Genomic DNA, 17,632 nt, shown 5'->3' with positions numbered 1-17,632 from the left:
CATGACAACCGACATTGCCATCGCCCGCAGCGTCGCGCTGCGCCCCATCGCGCGGGTTGCCGACGCGCTCGGCATCCCCGACGACGCGGTCGAGCCCTACGGCCGGTTCAAGGCCAAGATCGCACTCGACTGGCTCGAGGCGCATGGCCGCCGCGAGGGCGCGCGGCGTGGCCGGCTGGTGCTCGTCACCGCGATCAACCCGACGCCCGCGGGCGAGGGCAAGACGACGACCTCGGTCGGGCTGGCCGACGCGCTGAACCTGACGGGGCGCAAGACCGTGCTGGCGCTGCGCGAACCGTCGCTGGGGCCGTGCTTCGGCACCAAGGGCGGGGCGACCGGCGGCGGGCGGGCGCAGGTCGCGCCGATGGAGGACATCAACCTCCATTTCACCGGCGATTTTCACGCGATCACCGCGGCGCACAACCTGCTCGCGGCGATGATCGACAATCATATCCATTGGGGCAACGCGCTGCAGATCGATGTGCGCCGCGTGGTGTGGCGCCGCGTGCTCGACATGAACGACCGCGCGCTGCGCGACATCGTCCAGTCGATCGGCGGAGTTGCCAACGGCTATCCGCGCGAATCGGGGTTCGACATCACCGTCGCCTCCGAGGTCATGGCGATCCTGTGCCTCAGCGAAAATCTCGCGGACATGGAGCGGCGGCTGGGTGACATCGTCGTCGCCTACACGCGCGATCGCAGCCCCATCACCGCGCGCGACCTGAAGGCGGACGGCGCGATGGCGGTCCTGCTGGCCGAGGCGATCAAGCCGAACCTCGTCCAGACGCTCGAGGGCAACCCTGCCTTCCTTCACGGCGGGCCGTTCGCCAATATCGCGCATGGCTGCAACTCGCTGATCGCGACGCGCGCGGCGCTGGCGCTGGGCGACTATGTCGTGACCGAGGCGGGCTTCGGCGCGGATCTGGGCGCGGAGAAGTTCTTCGACATCAAATGCCGCCAGGCGGGGCTGTCCCCCGATGCGGTGGTGATCGTCGCGACGGTCCGCGCGCTCAAGATGAACGGCGGGGTCGCCAAGGCCGATCTGGGCGCGGAGGACGTCGAGGCGGTCCGCCGCGGCGCGGTCAATCTCGTCCGCCATATCGAGAATATCCGCCAGTTCGGCGTCCCCGCGGTCGTCGCGATCAACCATTTCCACACCGACAGCGAGGCCGAGATCGCGGTCGTGCACGAGGCGGCGAGCGCGCACGGCGCCCGCGCGATCCTGTGCCGCCACTGGGCCGAGGGCGGCGCGGGGGCAACCAAGCTCGCCGACGCGGTGGCCGAGCTGTGCGACACGCATGCCGCGAATTTCGCGCCGCTTTATGGCGACGAGCTGTCGCTGTTCGACAAGATCGATACGGTTGCCCGGCGCATCTACCGCGCCGAGCATGCGGTCGCGGAGCCCAGCGTGCTCGCGCAGCTCAAGCGCTGGGAGGATGCCGGCTATGGCCACCTGCCCGTCTGCCTTGCCAAGACGCAGTACAGCTTCTCGAGCGACCCTGCGCTGCTCGGCGCGCCGACCGGGCATATCGTGCCGGTGCGCGAGGTTCGGCTGGCCGCAGGCGCGGGCTTCGTCGTCGCGATCTGCGGCGAGATCATGACGATGCCCGGCCTCCCGCGCGTTCCCGCAGCCGAAGCGATCCGGCTCGATGCGGATGGGCTGATCGAAGGGCTGTTCTAATCTGATCCTCCCCCTGGCGGGGGAGGATCGCTCACTTCTTCTTCGGGCGGCGGTGGCGGAGGCGGCGGAACAGGCCGCGCTTCGCGAAGCTCTCGAACATCTCCTCGGGCCCCTCGGGATCGAGTACCTCATTGTCCGCCAGCCATTCCTCGACCGCGGTCAGGTCGGGCGCCTCATAGGCGCGCAGCGACTTGCCCTGCCCGCGCAGCCGCTCGATCGTCTCGATCAGCGACCCGGTCTCGGCGATCATCGTGGTCACTACCTCGACATCGACCGCGAGATGTTCGGCGATCAGGTCGTTGCGGATCGCGGTGATCCCCGTGCTCGTCGCCTCGTCATGCGCGCGGATCGCGAGGTCGCATTCGGTGTCGAGCCGCAGCGAACGGTTGTTCATGTTCGACGACCCGAGCCGGAAGATCTGGTCGTCCGCGATCAGGATCTTGGCATGGCAATAGATCGCCTCCCCGCCGCTGGTGTAGGGATGATACATGCGCAGCCGCTTGTGGACGTCGCGGTGCGCCAGCGCGGTCATGAGGCGCGCGCGCGCGGTGTCCATCGCGATCGGCTCGAGCCACCCCTGCGCAGTCACCGGGTTGATGATCACGATTTCGGGCCCGTCCGCCTCGTCGAGACGGCGCGCGACCGCCTCGGCGATCTTGCGCGACGCGAAATACTGGCTCTCGATATAGAGATGCCGCTTGGCCCCGGCGATCTGCGCGAGGAACAGCGCCTCGCTCTCGTGCACCGGGACCTGATCATCCATCTCGGGTTCGGTCCGCGCGATCGCGACGTCGACATCGCGGAAATGCACGCCGAGCTCGTCGGGCCAGCAGGCCGCGCCAGGGTTCGCCTCGGCGATCGGCACGCCGCCTGCCAGCACCCAGCGGTCGCGGAACAGCTGCCCCAATGCGGTCGCGACGGGGCCTGCGACCGCGCTGATCGCGTCGTGCCACGGCTTGTAGGGACGGCCCGAGGGACGCCGCCGCCGCGCATCGTCATGGCGATGCTCGCGCGTGTCCCAGCGGTCGCCGGTCATGTCGATCCCGCCGCAAAAGGCGAGGCAATCGTCGATGATGACGATCTTCTGGTGATGCGACCCCGCGGTCGGATGATGCCCGTCGAGCTTGGTATGGATGCGCGGATGCCGCATCCACTTCATCATCGTGAACAGGGTCGAGCCGCGGAACAGCGACTTGATCGCACCGGTATCCCAGCGGAGCAGGAAGATCTCGAGCTCGGGCTCGCGTTCGACCAGCCACAGGATGAAGGCGCCGAGCGTCGGCGGTTCGCCGGGGCGGTCGACCCCGGGTTCGAGCTGGATCCGCGCATCGAAATCCCAGCCGATCAGCATGATCCGCCGCTTGGCGTTGAGCATGGCGACGCGCGCCTGGCGGAAATATTCCTCCGCATCGACGATCACGGACATCTGGTCCGCGCGTTCGATACGCCAGCATTCGATTCCGATCCGCACGTCCAGGTCCCCTTGTCGTCGCCGCTTGCGCCCGGCCGAATTCGTTCAACGCCGTAACGACGCTCTGTTTCCGCGCATCGTCAGAACCTATCTGCGGTGCAGATGGCCGCTTCTCCTACCCCGCCGCCGGTGCAGCGCAAGATCATCCATGTCGACATGGACGCCTTCTATGCCTCGGTCGAACAGCGCGACGACCCGACATTGAAGGGACGGCCGGTCGCGGTGGGTGGTTCGCGCGCGCGCGGGGTGGTCGCTGCCGCGAGCTACGAGGCGCGGACCTTCGGGGTGCACAGCGCGATGCCATCGGTCACCGCGCTCAGGCGCTGCCCCGACCTCGTCTTCGTGCCGCCGCGCTTCGACGTGTACCGTGCGGTGTCCGACCACATCCGCGCGATCTTCGCGTACTTCACCCCGCTCGTCGAACCGCTGTCGCTCGACGAGGCGTATCTCGACGTTACCGCCGATATCCGCGGGGTCGGATCGGCGCAGGCGATCGCCGAGGAGATCCGTGCGCGGATCAAGGCCGATACCGGGCTGACCGCCTCCGCCGGGGTCAGCTACAACAAGTTCATCGCCAAGCTGGCGTCGGACCAGAACAAGCCCGACGGGATCTGCGTCATCACGCCGAAACGCGGGGCTGCGTTCGTCGCGTCATTGCCGGTCAAGCGGTTCCACGGCGTCGGCCCGGTCACCGCCAAGCGCATGGAACAGCTCGGCATCCTGACCGGCGCGGATCTGCTCGAACGCCCGCTGGCGTTCCTTCAGGCGCATTTCGGCAGCTATGCGGACTATCTTTACGGGGCAGCACGCGGGATCGATCACCGCCCGGTGCGCGTCAACCGTGCCGCCAAGTCGGTCGGGGCGGAGCGGACGTTCGAGACCAACCTGAGCGACCCGGCGGCGCTGCGCGAGGCGTTGCACCGCGTCGCCGATGCGGCGTGGGTGCGGATCGAGCGGCACGACACGCGCGGGCGGACGGTCACGCTCAAACTGCGTCATGCCGATTTCCGGACGATCACGCGTGCCCGCTCGTCGAGCGCCGCGGTGGTCGACAAGGCTGCGTTCGTCACCGCCGGACTGGACCTGCTGATGGCACAGCTTCCGGTCCCGCAGGGCGTCCGGCTGCTCGGCCTGACGCTGTCGGGGCTGGTCGGTGACGAGCCGGACGACGCACAGCCCGTCCTGCTCTGACCCACCGCTCGCTTCGCGGGTGTGGGATCAGACGCCCGGCGACGGTGCCATGACGCGGGGCGCAGCGGCGGGATCCCCGCCGAGACCGCGTGCTTCCGCCATGGTCCGGGCGATCGCAGCAGGCACCGGGTGCGAGAAGAAGAAGCCCTGGAGATGGCTGGCCCCCGCCAGGCGCAAGGCCTGGACCTGCGCCTCGGTCTCGACGCCCTCGGCGATGACCCCGATGCCGAGTGCGCGGCCCAGACTGATGATCGAATGGACGATCGCCGCGCTTTCGCGCTCGCGGCCCATCCCCTCGATGAAGCTGCGGTCGATCTTCAGGCAGTCGAGCGCGAAGGTGCGGATGTTGTGCAGGCTCGAATAGCCCGTCCCGAAATCGTCGAGCGCGATGCGGAACCCCATGCGGCGCAACGCGCCCAGCGTCTCTGCCGCACGCTCGGCATCGTCGAAGATCGCGGTCTCGGTGATCTCGATCTGCAACCGGCTGGGATCGACCCCGGCACGGCGGACGCTCTCGCTGACATAGTCAACGAAATGGTGGCGCCGGAACTGTCGCGGGCTGAAATTGACCGAGACATACTGACCCGGCCACTGCGTCAGGACCGCGAGCGCATTGCGCAGCACCCAGTCGCCCAGGTCGTGAATGAGGTTCGATTCCTCCGCGATCGGCATGAACAGGCCCGGGCTGATCGGGCCGTAAGCCATCGTGTTCCAGCGCAGCAGCGCCTCGAACCCGACCACCTCGATCGATTCGCGCGACACGATCGGCTGGAACACCAGGCTGAGCTCGTTGTTCGCGATCGCTTCGCCAAGCCCGCTTTCGACCCGCCGGCGAAAGCGGATATCCTCGTCCATGCTCTCGTCGAACACGCGCGCCATGCGTCGACCGCTTCTTTTGGCATCGTTCAGCGCAAGGTCGGCCCGCCGCATGACGTCGACCGGGTCGCTGCCCTGCCCGCCATGCGTCACGACCAGCCCGGCCGAGGCGCCGCCCTGGACGGAACTGCCAAAGACCTGGAGGCTGACCGAACAGGCCGCGATCATCCGTTCGCAGGCGAGCAGGGCGCTGGTCTCGTCCGCAGTGCTGAACAACACGCCGAATTCGTCGCCGCCGAGCCGCGCGACCAGCGCGCCGTCGGGCGAGGACCGGCCGAGGATCGCGCAGATCTCGCGGATCAGCGCGTCGCCGGCAAGATGCCCCAGCGTGTCGTTGACCAGCTTGAACCGGTCGAGATCGATCATCACCGTCGCGAACCACCCGTCCGCGCGGGTGCGTTCGGCAAGCGCGCGGAGGAACGCCAGCCGATTGGGCGCGTCGGTCAGCGAATCATGCGTCGCCAGATGGATCGCACGGCTTTCATTGGCCGCCAGCTCAGCAGCCCGGACCTCGAGCTGCGCCACCTGCCGCACGAGCGCTGCACGCACCGCGTTGCAGTCATGGTCGAACTGCCAGCGCTGCGTCAGTGCCAGCGCGGTCTGGCGCAACTCGGCGCCGACGAACGGCTTGGCGATATGGAAGACCTTGTCGACCGGCCCGGCCACTTTGGCGATCCCGGCGAGCGAGGCACCGTCGAGCGCGGTGACGATCACGAAATTGATGTCGGGGTCCAGTTCACGGATCCGGCGCGCCGTCTCGCAGACGTCGAGCCCCGACGCCATCTGCAGATCGAGGAAGGCGACCGCGAACGGCGCGGGCTCGGCGATGGCGGATTCGACCGCGGCGATCGCGTCGATGCCGGTCCCGACGGAGGTTATCGAAAATGCGTCGGCCTGCGGGTCAGCCGCCGCTGGTTCCGTCCCGAGAATCGCACGGGCGTAGTCGTCATGAACTCCGGGTTCGTCGTCGACAATCAGAATACGCATCGGACACCGTTCCTCGCGATACCTGACCCCGCCCGTATAAGCGGTTTTCCAGGCCCTATCGCGCGGCCCGGTGGGTAGGCATCTGTAATTAATATGACATGAAGGCCGAGCTTCCCGACCCTCCGACCGAGTCACCAAGCGCTTGGCCACCAAGGATAATCGCGCCGAGCGGGCCGGCATTGCCACCGAGTGCCGGCGGTACGACGAACGTATCGACCAGCGTCGGCTCGGGCAATGCGATATACCCCCCGAGACTGCGCGTCAGCGCGGCACGGACCCGCGGAAACAGGTGACCGGCGCCCATCACGCCGCCACCGATGACGATCCTGCGCGGAATCCCGGTGAGCACGAGCGTGTGGCACAACTGGCCAAGCGCCTCCGCGACGCCTGTCCAGACCGGATGATCGGCGGGGGCCTCATCGGCGGGATGGCCGAGCCGCGCGGCAATCGCCGGCCCCGACACGAGCCCCTCGAGGCAGGCGCCGTGAAACGGGCAACTGCCGATCCAGTCGTCGCCCGGCGTTCGGACCGGCCGGATATGCCCGAGTTCCGAATGCATCAGGCCGTCGACCGGTCGATGCCCCGCGATCAACCCTGCGCCGACCCCGGTGCCGACCGTCACATAGGCGATGTCCGCCAGGCCCTGCGCCGCACCCCAGCGCGCCTCGGCCAGCGCCGCGCCGACGACGTCGGTATGGAAGCCGGTCGGCACCGCATATCGACGCTGCAGGCGCCCGGCGACGTCGGTCCCCGCCCAACCGGGCTTGGGCGTCGAGGTGATATGGCCGTAATCACCGCCGCGCCGGTCAATCCCGACCGGGCCGAAGCTTGCGATCCCGATTGCGACGAAACCGGTCCAGCGGTCGAGCACGGCTTCGATCGCGGCAAGCGTCTCATCGGGGCGAGTTGTCGGAATTCGTACGATTTCCTCGATCGCATCGGGCCCTCGCGCCAGGATACAGATGCACTTGGTCCCGCCAAGTTCGATCCCGGCCACCAATGGTATTTCGCTCATCCCTGTCCCCAAACCAATGCTTTGGCTGCAGCAATTCGTCCGGCGGGGCAGATCCGTCAAGTTGCTGTAATTTACTCCATGTTAACAACATAAGTCTATCGCGCAAGTCGACTCGTTGCGCATAATGCTGGCGACTGGAGCATAGAAATGCGGGCGTATGAAGAGGCGGCACGGCTTGATGCATTGCGCCAATTGCGCCTGCTCGACACCAGCGCCAGCGAAAGCTTCGATCGCATCACCCGGATGGCGGGCCAGATCTTCGGGCTGCCGATCGCCGCAATCTCGCTGACCGATAGCGACCGGCAATGGTTCAAGTCACGCGTCGGGATCACGCACGACCACATCGCGCGGGCCAAGGCCCCGTGCGCGGAGGTCGCCGAGACAACGCAGGGTCTGGTGATACCCGATCTGGCCGCCGACGGCTTCTATGCCAACAGCCCGCTCGCGCAGTCCGGCATCCGTTTCTATGCGGGTGCGCCGCTGATCACGCGGGAGGGCCATGGGCTCGGGTCGCTCTGCGTGCTGGGCGCCGAACCCCGAACCGCCTCGCCCGAGGAGCTTGCCGCGCTGACCGACCTTGCGGCGATGGTCATGGCGCAGATCGACCTCCAGCATGCGGTCGGGCGGGTCGATCCGGTCAGCGCGCTACCCAACCGCTTCCGGTTTCTGGAAGATCTCGACGATCTCGCGCGTGACACGCCCGGCGAGCAGCGCTTCGTCGTGCTGCTCGACCTCGCGCGCGCCGACCAGCTGAATGCGCTGATCCGGGTGATGGGCGCCGGCTATATCGAAACGCTGGTCAAGGAATCAGCGCGTACCTTGCGCGAGCAACTGGGGCCTGCGCGCACGCTCTATCACGTTGCCGCGACCCAGTTTGCGTTCCTGTCGTTACCCGGCGCAACGATGCCCGGCTATCTCGACGTGGTGAGCGCCGGGCTCGCGGTCAGTGCCGCGGGCTCGATCGCGCGGTTCGTGACGACGATGGCGGCCGGGATCGTCCCCGTGACGCTGGGAGCGATCCGGTCGCAGGAAATCCTGCGCGCCGCGCACAGCGCCGCACAGGATGCGCAGGCCAAGGACAGCCTGATCAGCGTCTATGCGACGTCGAACGATTCCGAATACCGGCGCAATATCGTGCTGCTCAGCGCGTTCGGCACAGCGCTGGAGGACGGCGCGTCGCTCCGCCTGGTCTATCAGCCGCGGATCGACCTCGGATCACGTCGCTGCGTCGGGGCGGAAGCGTTGCTGCGCTGGAACGACCCGACGCTGGGCGACGTATCGCCCGCGGAGTTCATCCCGATCGTCGAACGGACCACGCTGGCCAAGCCGACCACCGCATTCGTCCTCGACACCGCCCTGCGTCAGCTGGCGGCGTGGCAGGCGTGTGGCGTCTCGCTGCCTCTGTCGATCAACATCTCGGCGACCAATCTCGACGAGGACGGACTCGTCGCGGCAATCGCCGCGGCGCTCGACGCGCACAATGTCGCGCCCGACATGCTCGAGGTCGAGGTGACCGAAAGCGCGATGATGGAGAATTCGGCGCAGTCGCTCGCCAGGCTCGAGGCGCTGGCGGCGACCGGGGTCCGCGTTGCGATCGACGATTTCGGGACCGGCCACAGCAGCCTGGCCTATCTCCAGACGCTGCCCGCGAGCGTGGTCAAGATCGACAAGTCGTTCGTCGACCCGCTCGACACCGACGACGCCCGCAGCCGGACGGTGATCGCGACGATGATCTCGCTGTCGAAGAAGCTCGGTTTCCGCGTGGTGGCCGAGGGCGTGGAGACCGTCGGCGCCGTCGACACGCTGACGCGGATGGCGTGCGACGAGGCACAGGGCTATGTCTTCGCCCGCCCGCTCGAAGCGCAGGACGTCCTGCCCTGGATCGCGCGGTTCAACGGCGACGACCAGATGCCGCCATTGCCCCACCGCGAGGCGGCCTGAGCCCCGGCGCCCTTATTCGACGGTGACCGACTTCGCCAGGTTGCGCGGCTGATCGACGTCGGTCCCCTTGAGCACCGCGACGTGATAGGCGAGCAGCTGGACCGGCACCGCATAGACCAGAGGCGCGATCAGCGGGTGGACCTTGGGCATGGTGATCGTTGCCATGCAGCCCTCGCCCGCCGCCTGGATGCCGTCATAGTCGCTGATCAGCACGACCTTGCCGCCGCGCGCCATCACCTCCTGCATGTTGCTGACGGTCTTGTCGAACAACGGCCCCGACGGTGCGATGACGATGACAGGGACATGCTCGTCGATCAGCGCGATCGGCCCGTGCTTCATCTCGCCCGCGGCATAGCCCTCGGCATGGATATAGCTGATTTCCTTCAGCTTCAGCGCGCCCTCCAGCGCGAGCGGATAATCCGTGCCCCTGCCGAGATACAGCACGTCGCGCGCGCCGGCGACGGTGTGCGCCATCGCCTCGATCGCCTCATCATACGCCAGCGCGCCGTTAAGCGCGGCGGGCGCCTCGGCGAGGTGGCGGACGATCTCGCGCTCCTGCTCGCGGGTCAGCAGGCCCTTCGCGCGCGCCAGATTGGCCGCGAGCGCGGCGAGCACCGCAAGCTGGCAGGTAAACGCCTTGGTCGAGGCGACGCCGATCTCGGGGCCGGCATGCGTCGGCAGCAACAGGTCCGCCTCGCGCGCCATGCTGCTGGTCGGCACGTTGACGACGACCGCGATCTTCTGCCCTTCGGCCTTGGCATGGCGGAGCGCGGCCAGCGTGTCCGCGGTCTCGCCCGACTGCGAGATGAACAGCGCGAGGCCGCCCTCCTCCATCACCGGCGCGCGGTAGCGGAACTCGGACGCGACATCGAGGTCGACGGGGACGCGCGCGAACTGCTCGAACCAGTATTTGGCGACCATGCCCGCATAGAAGCTCGTTCCGCACGCGACGATCGTGACGCGCTTGATGGTCGACAGGTCGAATTCGGGGATCGGCAGCGAGACCTCGCCCTCCATCCGCTTCAGATACGAACGCAGCGTCTGCGCGACGACGATCGGCTGCTCGTAGATCTCCTTGAGCATGTAATGCTTGTGATTGCCCTTCGAGATCACCTCGCCGGTGATCCCCGACAGTGTGATCGCGCGCTCGACGGGCGCGTTGTCGCGGTCATAGACCTGCGCACCGTCGCGCGTCAGCACGACCCAGTCGCCCTCGTCGAGATAGGCGATACGCTGAGTCAACGGCGCGAGCGCGAGAGCATCCGAGCCGAGGAACATCTCGCCCTCGCCGTGGCCGACGACCAGCGGCGAGCCGAGCCGCGCGCCGATCAGCAGGTCGGGATGCTGGCGGAAGAGGATCGCTAATGCGAACGCGCCGTGCAGCCGCGGCAGGATCTCGCGCACCGCCGAGATCGGATCACTGCCGGCCTCGATCTTCTCGCTGATCAGGTGCGCGACGACTTCGGTGTCGGTCTCGCTGGTGAAGGTCCGGCCGCGCGCGATCAGTTCGTCGCGCAGCGGTTTGAAATTCTCGATGATGCCGTTGTGGACGACCGCGACCTCGCCGGTGGCGTGCGGATGCGCGTTGTTGGTGGTCGGTCCGCCATGCGTCGCCCAGCGCGTGTGCGCGATCCCGGTCCTGCCCGGCAGCGGATGCGCGGCGAGCTCGTTCGCCAGGTTGACCAGCTTGCCCGATGCGCGCCGGCGCTCGATCGCGCCGTCATGATCGGTCGCGATGCCAGCCGAGTCATAGCCGCGATATTCGAGCCGCTTGAGACCGTCGAGCAACCGCTCGGCGACCGCATCATTGCTCAGGATTCCCACGATGCCACACATGCTATCTATCCATTCGTCTTGTCGGGCGAGGCGTGCGACACGCTCCGCATGATCCTGGTCAGGTCGGGAACCGCGTGCGATCGGTCGCGCGGAGCGTCACCGACGAGCGGCTTTGCGGGCCACCATCATTTCGCGGAATCGCGCTGCCCAGCCGGGCTTGTCGACCTGGGGCGGACGGACGAGCGCGAGTGCGTCGGCGTCGACGTCGCGCGTGAGCACCGACCCCGCCGCGACGATCGCGCCGCTGCCGACGCTCACCGGCGCAACCAGCGCGGAATTCGAGCCGATGAACGCGTCCTCGCCGACGACGGTACGATATTTGAAATAGCCGTCGTAATTGCAGGTGATCGTGCCCGCGCCGATGTTCGCGCGCGCGCCGATTTCGGCATCGCCGATATAGCTCAGATGATTGACCTTCGCGCCGACGCCAATCGTCGCCTTCTTTACTTCGACGAAATTGCCGACGCGTGATCCGGCGCCGAGATCCGCGCCGGGCCGCAGGCGCGCGAACGGGCCGACATCCGCCTTTTCGCCGATCACCGCACCCTCGACATGGCTGAAGGCACGGATGACCGCACCATCCGCGACGCGAACGCCCGGGCCGAACACGACATTGGGCTCGATCGTCACGTCACGCCCGAGCAGCGTATCGTGCGCGAACCAGACCGTATCGGGCGCGATCAGCGTCGCGCCGTCCGCCATGGCGGCGGCACGGCGCGTCGCCTGCCAGGCCGCCTCAACCGCGGCGAGCTCGCCGCGGCTGTTGACGCCCGCCACCTCGCCTTCGCCCGTCTCGATCACCGCCGAGGCCCGGCCGTCGGCGGCGGCGAGCATGACGATGTCGGGCAGATAATATTCGCCCGCCGCATTGTCGTTGCCGACGCGCGCGAGCAACGCGAACAGGTCGCGCGAATGGACCGCCATCAGCCCCGAATTGCACAATGTCTCGGCACGCTCGGCGTCGGAGGCGTCCTTATATTCGACCATCCGGTCGATCCGGCCGGCGGCATCGGCGATGACGCGACCATAGGCACCGGGATCGGCGGGGCGGAAGCCGAGCACGACCGCCGCGGGCGCATCGTCGCCATGCAACCGGTCGATCATCCGCTGCATCGTCGCGGCGGTGACGAGTGGCACGTCGCCATAGAGGATCAGCACATCGCCCTCGAACCCGGCCAGCGCGTCGCGCGCCTGCGCCACGGCGTGGCCGGTGCCGAGCTGTTCGGCCTGCAGCGCGGTGGCGATCCCCAGCGGGGCGACCGCACGCTCGACCTGCTCGCGCCCGGCACCCGTCACCACGACGGTGCGCGCCGGGTGCAGCGTCGCCGCGCTCGCGACCAGATGGTGCAGCATCGGCCGCCCCGCGATCGGGTGCAGCACCTTGTGCAGGTCGGACTTCATCCGGGTGCCCTTGCCGGCCGCCAGGATGATCACCGCGATGGACTGGTCGTGCATATGCGTCGTCATGGAAGGACCGCTGCCACGAAAGCCTTGCCAATTCCATAGCCGCGCTGGCAGGCATCACGGCGATGACGTATTTTTCATTCGATATCGTCGGGTTCGACCTTGACGGCACCCTGCTCGACACCAGCGGCGACCTGACCGCGGCGGTCAATCATGCACTCGCGCTTGCGAACCGGCCGGCGCTGAGCGTCGAACAGGTCAAGCCGATGATCGGCGGCGGCGCGCGGCACATGCTGAAACAAGGGCTGACCGCGACCGGCGGCTATGACGAGGCGATGCTCGACCGGCTGCACGCCGCGCTGCTCGCCTATTACGAGGCGCATATCTGTGTGCTGACGCGGCCCTATCCCGGGGTGATCGAGGCGCTCGACGCGCTGGCGGCACGCGGTGTCACGATCGGGATCGTCACCAACAAGATCGAACGATTCGCGCGCACCGTGCTCGACGAACTCGGCCTGACCGACCGGTTCGCCTGCATCCTCGGCGGCGACACCATGGCGGAGGGCAAGCCGTCGCCGATGCCGATCCACGAAATGGTGCGCCAGTGCGCCGTGGTGGCGGACGCGAAGCGCGCCGGGGCGCAAGGTGCCGCCCCCCGCGCGGCGTTCGTCGGCGATTCGATCTTCGATATCCAGGCGGGACAGGCGGCAGGGTTGCCGACGATCGCGTGCAGCTTCGGCTTTCTGATGCAGCCGGTCGACGAGCTTGGGGCAGAGGCGGTGATCGACGGATTCGATGCGCTGATCCCCGCGCTCGACGACCTCGCCCGGCGCACCGCAGCGTGAACGGCCGCGACCGCGACCTGACCGGGTTCTTCAAGATCGCGCTGGCGCTGGCGATCCTCTTCGCCGTGACGATGGCACTCCTCCCCAAGCCGCCGCACCTGCCGATCGACCAGTTCGGCGACACGTTTAAGCACATGCTGGCCTTCGCGACGCTCGCCGCGCTGGCGTCGTTCGCCTATCCCGCTGCGCGCGGACGCAAGGTGCTCGAACGCCTGTCCTTCCTCGGCGCGATGGTCGAGGTGGCGCAGTCGATCCCGTCGCTGCACCGCGACTGCGACATTCGCGACTGGATCGCCGACACGATCGCGATCGCCGTCGTCGTCGCCATCATCGCGATGGTGCGGCGGACACGGCCGCCGCGGCTGCGCACGCTGCACTGATCCCCCGCGCGGGCGCTCAGGCCTTGCGCCACTTCGTCCACAGATGGCGCGTGAGCATCGCCGGTGGCATCCGCAGCGCGTGCGACCGGACGTAGAAGGCCAGCCGCGTGACCGGGCGGGTCGGCCGCCCCCAGCCGTCGCGCGCGGTCAGCCGCCGCACATAGAGGCGGTCGCTGCCCGCCAGCCGGCCCCCGGCGAAAACGCTGTCGACGAGGCGCAGCGCGCGCGAGACGGGACGGCGCAGACCATGCCGCGCCGCCTCCTCTGCAAGCCCCTCGGTGCCGAATTCCTCGACCAGACAGCGAATGTCCCACAAATTGCGCAGGCCGCCCGCCAGGTCGCCGTCCGCGAACAGATGCGCGGCGGCATGGACGATCATGCCATTGGGCGACAGCGTGCGCAGGCCGTTGCCGAGCGGCACGCTGTCCGCGATCAGGCGCGCAGGATCGGGCGTGACCCGCGCGGTGAGCGGCAGGATCGTGTGATGGACGTCGATCATTCGGTCGCGCTCGCGGTGAATCAGCGGCGGCAGCTCGTGCATCCAGCGCCGGTAATAGGCGTCGTCATACGGATCGGGCTTCACCCATTCCCACCCCGCGCCGAGCACCGCCGCCTCGACCCGGTCGAGCGCCGCCCGCGGCACGATGATGTCGAGATCGCCGATCGACCGGCCCTGCCCCGCCATCAGTCCCGCTGCGGCATAGGCCGTCCCCTTGAGGAGCACGACCGGGCAGCCGAGCGGTGCGAGTGCGCGCCGCGCCATCTCCGCCTCCCACAGTGCCGCGCGGCGACCCTGTTCCGCGGCGGCGCGTGCATCGCCGAGGATCGCTTCGACCGCGCGCGGCAGCGGCAGGCCATCGAGACGCAGCGCCAGCGTCCCGATCAGCTGTTCGGCCCGGGCGATCGTCAGAAGGCTGGTCCAGCCTTCCGCGTCGAGCGCCATGACGCGTCCCGGATCGGCGAGCGCACCGGCGAGCAGGCTTGCGTCCGCCACCACGGTATGCGGGAGGTCTGTCACAGCGCCGCGCATAACGCCTCGACCTGCGCGACCCCGCTGGCACCGTCGGGATAGTCGATCGCGACCGCGGGGATCTGCGCGATCAGGCGGGTCATCGCGGTGAACCCCGCCTCGCCAAGCGCGACATAGTTGGTCGAGGCCTGCGTCATCCGCACGAACGCCTCGGCGGGCGGCACCGGCCGGACCGCCGCCGCATCGCCGTAGCGGGGAAACAGCAGCAAGGCGGGGGTCGCCGGCTGGTCCATCGCGGCGATCGCGCGTGCGTCGGGGACCATGTGGCGGATATCGCCCTTCGGAGTCGCCGCCATCAGCGGCCCCATCCGCGCGTCTGGCCAGGCCGCCTCGGCCGCCGGGATCGCCGCATTCTTCAGGCTGATCAGTCGCGGAAAGGCGTGAAGCAGCCCGGTCGCGGGGTCGAGCAACGCGAACTCATCGCCCATGAACCGCCAGCCCCGCGCCGCAAGCAGCGTCGCCAGAGTCGATTTGCCCGCACCCGACACCCCGGTCATCAGCACCGCCCGGCCATCGCGTTCGACCGCAGAGGCATGGAGCAACAGGTGGCGGCGTGCGCCGAGCGCCATCTGGAGGTTCATCGCCATTTCGGCGGCCAGCAGCCCGTGCCGCAGCGGCAGCGGCGCGGCCTCGGGCAGCATGTAATCGCCGCCGATCTCGACCGACGGGCGAAGCCACCGCCGCCAGGGTCGACGTGCAAAGAGACGGACGGTGTAATCCGCCACCCCGTCCTGCGGCGCGGGATAATCGCGGTAGAGACTGCGCAGCTGGTCGATCGGCGCGCGCCAGTCCGATCCGATCCGGAATCCGATCGGACCGATGCGCAGCGCGAAGGCGTGTCTCACGACGTTGCGACAAGCCCGGCGGCGACCAGCTCGTCGAGCCGCGCCGCCAGCGCCGAAGCTGTGGCGTCGGCGAGATCATAGTCACCCGCCAGCCGGTCGAGCAGCGCCTCCAGCAACAGCCCGGCCTCGCCGAGGATCGCCAGGATCTGCGGCGCGGGTTCGGTCAGCAGGTGAGTCATGCCCGATCGCCGGTGATAGACCGCGGTGAACGCGTCGAGCGGGGCGAGGACCAGCCCGCCGGGCGGGTCGGCGCGGTAGATCGGCCCCGGTGCGGCGTCGTCCACGGCCTCAGCCGCGCGGCATCTGCAACGAGGCGAAGCAGGTGAAGCCGCCCTGGCCGCGCTGCAACCGGCGGATGTAATTTACATAGGCACGGCTGCGTTCGGAATCGGTGCCGGGCAGCTGGCCGCCGCTGTTGAGCACGCGCCGGACCTCCTCGCCCTTGAACGGCCGGCTGGCGCCCGCGAAAGCGCCCTTGGTCCCCGATGGCACGATTTTGCCCTGCGCATCGATGAAGCTGCCCGCGCGGCCCGCATCGGGCACCGGAATGTCGCAATTGAGCACCGATCCCGCGGTCTGCGCCAGCGCCGGACGGATCGACACGACCGCAGCGGCACCGACCGCGCCGAGCGTCAGGACGCGGCGGCGCGACGGCGTCGTCTCGATCGGATCGGTGTCGGGGCGCGTGTCGTCGCTCATCGGGTCTCCGCTAGCATCATGCCCTTTCACAATCATGAACCTCGCGCAAGCAACCGGGCTTTGCAGGGGGCGATGGGGCCGGCGCTGTGCCGCTACGGGACGGGCTGGCGCGCGGGGCAGCGAATGGCCTAGACACGCGCGCATGTTGACCGGATTTGGACTGCGCACCTTTTGGGCGATCATTGTGGCCGGCGGTGCCGCAATCGCGGTATTCGCGATCGGCACGTCGATCCAGGCGGGGCTGGTCGCGCTGGTCGGCGGGATCGCCGCCGCACTGGTCGCCGCCGGGACCGGGGACGAGCCGCCCGCCGCTGCCGATCCCGCGCCGGTCAATCCGGCGATCCTCGACGAGACGCTCGACCTGATCGTTGAGCCCGTGCTGCTGGTCCGCGACGGCCGCGTTGTGCTCGCCAACCGCGCCGCGCGTGCGCTGCTCGGCGAACACATCATCGGCGACGATGCGCGCGTGGCGATCCGCCACCCCGCCGCGGCCGAAGCGCTGTCGTCCCCCGCCGCGCTGGGCGAGACTCCGCCGATCGAGCTGGTCGGCCTTGGCACCCGCGACCAGCGCTGGGAAATGCGCGTCGGCGAATTGTCCGACGGCCAGCGCATCGTCCATCTGATTGACCAGACCGGCAATTATGCCGCCGAACGGATGCGCGTTGATTTCGTCGCCAATGCGAGCCACGAACTGCGCACGCCGCTCGCCTCGATCCTCGGCTTCATCGAGACGCTGAGCGAGGAAGCGGGCGAGGATCCGGCGATCCGCGCGCGCTTCCTCAAGGTGATGGACGACGAGGCCAAGCGGATGCTGCGGCTGATCGAGGATCTAATCTCGCTCAGCCGGATCGAGGCGGAGAAATACCGCGTCCCCGACACGCCGATCGACCTGGCCATTCTGGTCGGCGACGTGCGGGCCGAACTGGCCGACGGCGCGGGCAACCGGGGCCTTGATCTGGTCGCGACGATCGAGCCCGCCGTCCCCCCGGTGTCGGGCGACCGCGTGCAGCTGTCGCAGATGCTCCACAATTTGGTGGGCAACGCGATGAAATATGGCCGCGCCGGGACGCCGGTGACGATCACCCTGGCGCGCGACGTGACCGGCATGGTCAGGCTGGCGGTACGCGACGAGGGCGACGGCATCGCCGCTGTGCACATCCCGCGGCTGACCGAGCGATTCTACCGCGCCGATGCCGGGCGCAGCCGTTCGCTCGGCGGCACCGGACTGGGGCTGGCGATCGTCAAGCATATCGTCGAGCGGCATCGCGGTCGCCTCGACATCGCGAGCCAGGTCGGGGTCGGCACGACGGTCGCGGTGATCCTGCCGCCGGCTGGTGCCGGCCCCGCCAATTCGTCGCGTGTCATCAAACGGTAACGCGACTGTCACACAGGATCCGGTCTAGCCGCGCTATCGGGCAGGCATGACGGGAA

At 68.5% G+C, this 17,632-nt stretch carries 15 protein-coding genes; 6 read left to right on the top strand and 9 right to left on the bottom strand.

Translation table 11 applies throughout. From position 1 onward, the window contains the following. The first annotated feature begins 1 nt into the window (after window position 1). Window positions 2-1,681, top strand: a complete 1,680-nt coding sequence (locus SOM18_RS05395) for a formate--tetrahydrofolate ligase (protein WP_031441649.1) — start codon at window positions 2-4, stop codon at window positions 1,679-1,681. Window positions 1,682-1,712: 31 nt separating this feature from the next. On the opposite strand, the gene SOM18_RS05390 is transcribed toward SOM18_RS05395, so the two are convergent. Then, complete coding sequence (locus SOM18_RS05390) at window positions 1,713-3,107, bottom strand: phospholipase D-like domain-containing protein (protein ID WP_159512761.1); 1,395 nt, start codon at window positions 3,105-3,107, stop codon at window positions 1,713-1,715. A 147-nt stretch (window positions 3,108-3,254) separates the two neighbouring features. Between SOM18_RS05390 and dinB the strand changes: the two genes are divergently transcribed. Then, window positions 3,255-4,343, top strand: a complete 1,089-nt coding sequence (gene dinB, locus SOM18_RS05385; protein WP_031441648.1) for a DNA polymerase IV — start codon at window positions 3,255-3,257, stop codon at window positions 4,341-4,343. Window positions 4,344-4,370: 27 nt separating this feature from the next. Here dinB and SOM18_RS05380 read toward each other — a convergent pair whose 3' ends face one another. Both SOM18_RS05380 and SOM18_RS05375 read right to left on the bottom strand, forming a co-directional pair. Then, entirely contained in the window at window positions 4,371-6,206 is a 1,836-nt protein-coding gene (locus tag SOM18_RS05380) for a putative bifunctional diguanylate cyclase/phosphodiesterase (RefSeq protein ID WP_320481432.1), read from the bottom strand. 88 nt (window positions 6,207-6,294) lie between these two features. Then, entirely contained in the window at window positions 6,295-7,221 is a 927-nt protein-coding gene (locus SOM18_RS05375; protein ID WP_320481431.1) for an ROK family protein, read from the bottom strand. A gap of 147 nt (window positions 7,222-7,368) precedes the next feature. Here SOM18_RS05375 and SOM18_RS05370 point away from each other — a divergent pair, with 147 nt between their 5' ends. Then, window positions 7,369-9,162, top strand: a complete 1,794-nt coding sequence (locus SOM18_RS05370) for a putative bifunctional diguanylate cyclase/phosphodiesterase (RefSeq protein ID WP_042467625.1) — start codon at window positions 7,369-7,371, stop codon at window positions 9,160-9,162. Window positions 9,163-9,174: 12 nt separating this feature from the next. Here SOM18_RS05370 and glmS read toward each other — a convergent pair whose 3' ends face one another. Then, entirely contained in the window at window positions 9,175-10,998 is a 1,824-nt protein-coding gene (gene glmS / locus SOM18_RS05365) for a glutamine--fructose-6-phosphate transaminase (isomerizing) (protein ID WP_031441645.1), read from the bottom strand. Between the two features lie 96 nt (window positions 10,999-11,094). Then, window positions 11,095-12,465, bottom strand: coding sequence for a bifunctional UDP-N-acetylglucosamine diphosphorylase/glucosamine-1-phosphate N-acetyltransferase GlmU (gene glmU, locus SOM18_RS05360; RefSeq protein ID WP_031441644.1), 1,371 nt, complete (start codon window positions 12,463-12,465; stop codon window positions 11,095-11,097). A 62-nt stretch (window positions 12,466-12,527) separates the two neighbouring features. Here glmU and SOM18_RS05355 point away from each other — a divergent pair, with 62 nt between their 5' ends. Together SOM18_RS05355 and SOM18_RS05350 are read left to right on the top strand one after the other, a co-directional pair. Beyond that, a complete protein-coding gene (locus SOM18_RS05355; protein ID WP_031441643.1) occupies window positions 12,528-13,247 on the top strand; it encodes an HAD hydrolase-like protein in 720 nt (239 codons plus the stop codon). After that, complete coding sequence (locus SOM18_RS05350) at window positions 13,244-13,627, top strand: hypothetical protein (RefSeq protein ID WP_042467624.1); 384 nt, start codon at window positions 13,244-13,246, stop codon at window positions 13,625-13,627. Before SOM18_RS05355 ends, SOM18_RS05350 begins: the two co-directional genes overlap by 4 nt. A gap of 16 nt (window positions 13,628-13,643) precedes the next feature. Here SOM18_RS05350 and SOM18_RS05345 read toward each other — a convergent pair whose 3' ends face one another. The 4 genes from SOM18_RS05345 to SOM18_RS05330 all read right to left on the bottom strand — a co-directional run bounded on the left by SOM18_RS05345 (window position 13,644) and on the right by SOM18_RS05330 (window position 16,201). Then, the gene (locus SOM18_RS05345; protein WP_320481517.1) at window positions 13,644-14,570 is read right to left on the bottom strand and encodes a nucleotidyltransferase family protein; all 927 of its coding nucleotides are present in this window, start codon (window positions 14,568-14,570) and stop codon (window positions 13,644-13,646) included. Window positions 14,571-14,641: 71 nt separating this feature from the next. Further along, window positions 14,642-15,502: an HprK-related kinase A gene (locus SOM18_RS05340; RefSeq protein ID WP_192008473.1), complete on the bottom strand. Its 861-nt coding sequence runs from the start codon at window positions 15,500-15,502 to the stop codon at window positions 14,642-14,644. Further along, window positions 15,499-15,786 (bottom strand): HPr-rel-A system PqqD family peptide chaperone, encoded by a 288-nt coding sequence (locus SOM18_RS05335; protein WP_031441640.1) that lies wholly within the window; start codon window positions 15,784-15,786, stop codon window positions 15,499-15,501. The genes SOM18_RS05340 and SOM18_RS05335 overlap by 4 nt, the downstream gene beginning before the upstream one ends. 4 nt (window positions 15,787-15,790) lie before the next feature. Continuing rightward, window positions 15,791-16,201 (bottom strand): hypothetical protein, encoded by a 411-nt coding sequence (locus SOM18_RS05330; RefSeq protein WP_031441639.1) that lies wholly within the window; start codon window positions 16,199-16,201, stop codon window positions 15,791-15,793. Window positions 16,202-16,343: 142 nt separating this feature from the next. Between SOM18_RS05330 and SOM18_RS05325 the strand changes: the two genes are divergently transcribed. Continuing rightward, the gene (locus SOM18_RS05325) at window positions 16,344-17,576 is read left to right on the top strand and encodes an ATP-binding protein (RefSeq protein WP_056406039.1); all 1,233 of its coding nucleotides are present in this window, start codon (window positions 16,344-16,346) and stop codon (window positions 17,574-17,576) included. The last annotated feature ends 56 nt before the right edge of the window (window positions 17,577-17,632 follow it).

The sequence above is a fragment of the Sphingomonas sp. CFBP9019 genome, assembly GCF_034045155.1.
Classification (GTDB): Bacteria; Pseudomonadota; Alphaproteobacteria; order Sphingomonadales; family Sphingomonadaceae; genus Sphingomonas; species Sphingomonas aerolata.
The sequence above is the reverse complement of the archived record's forward strand: the minus strand, read 5'-3'. Positions and strand labels throughout refer to the sequence as shown.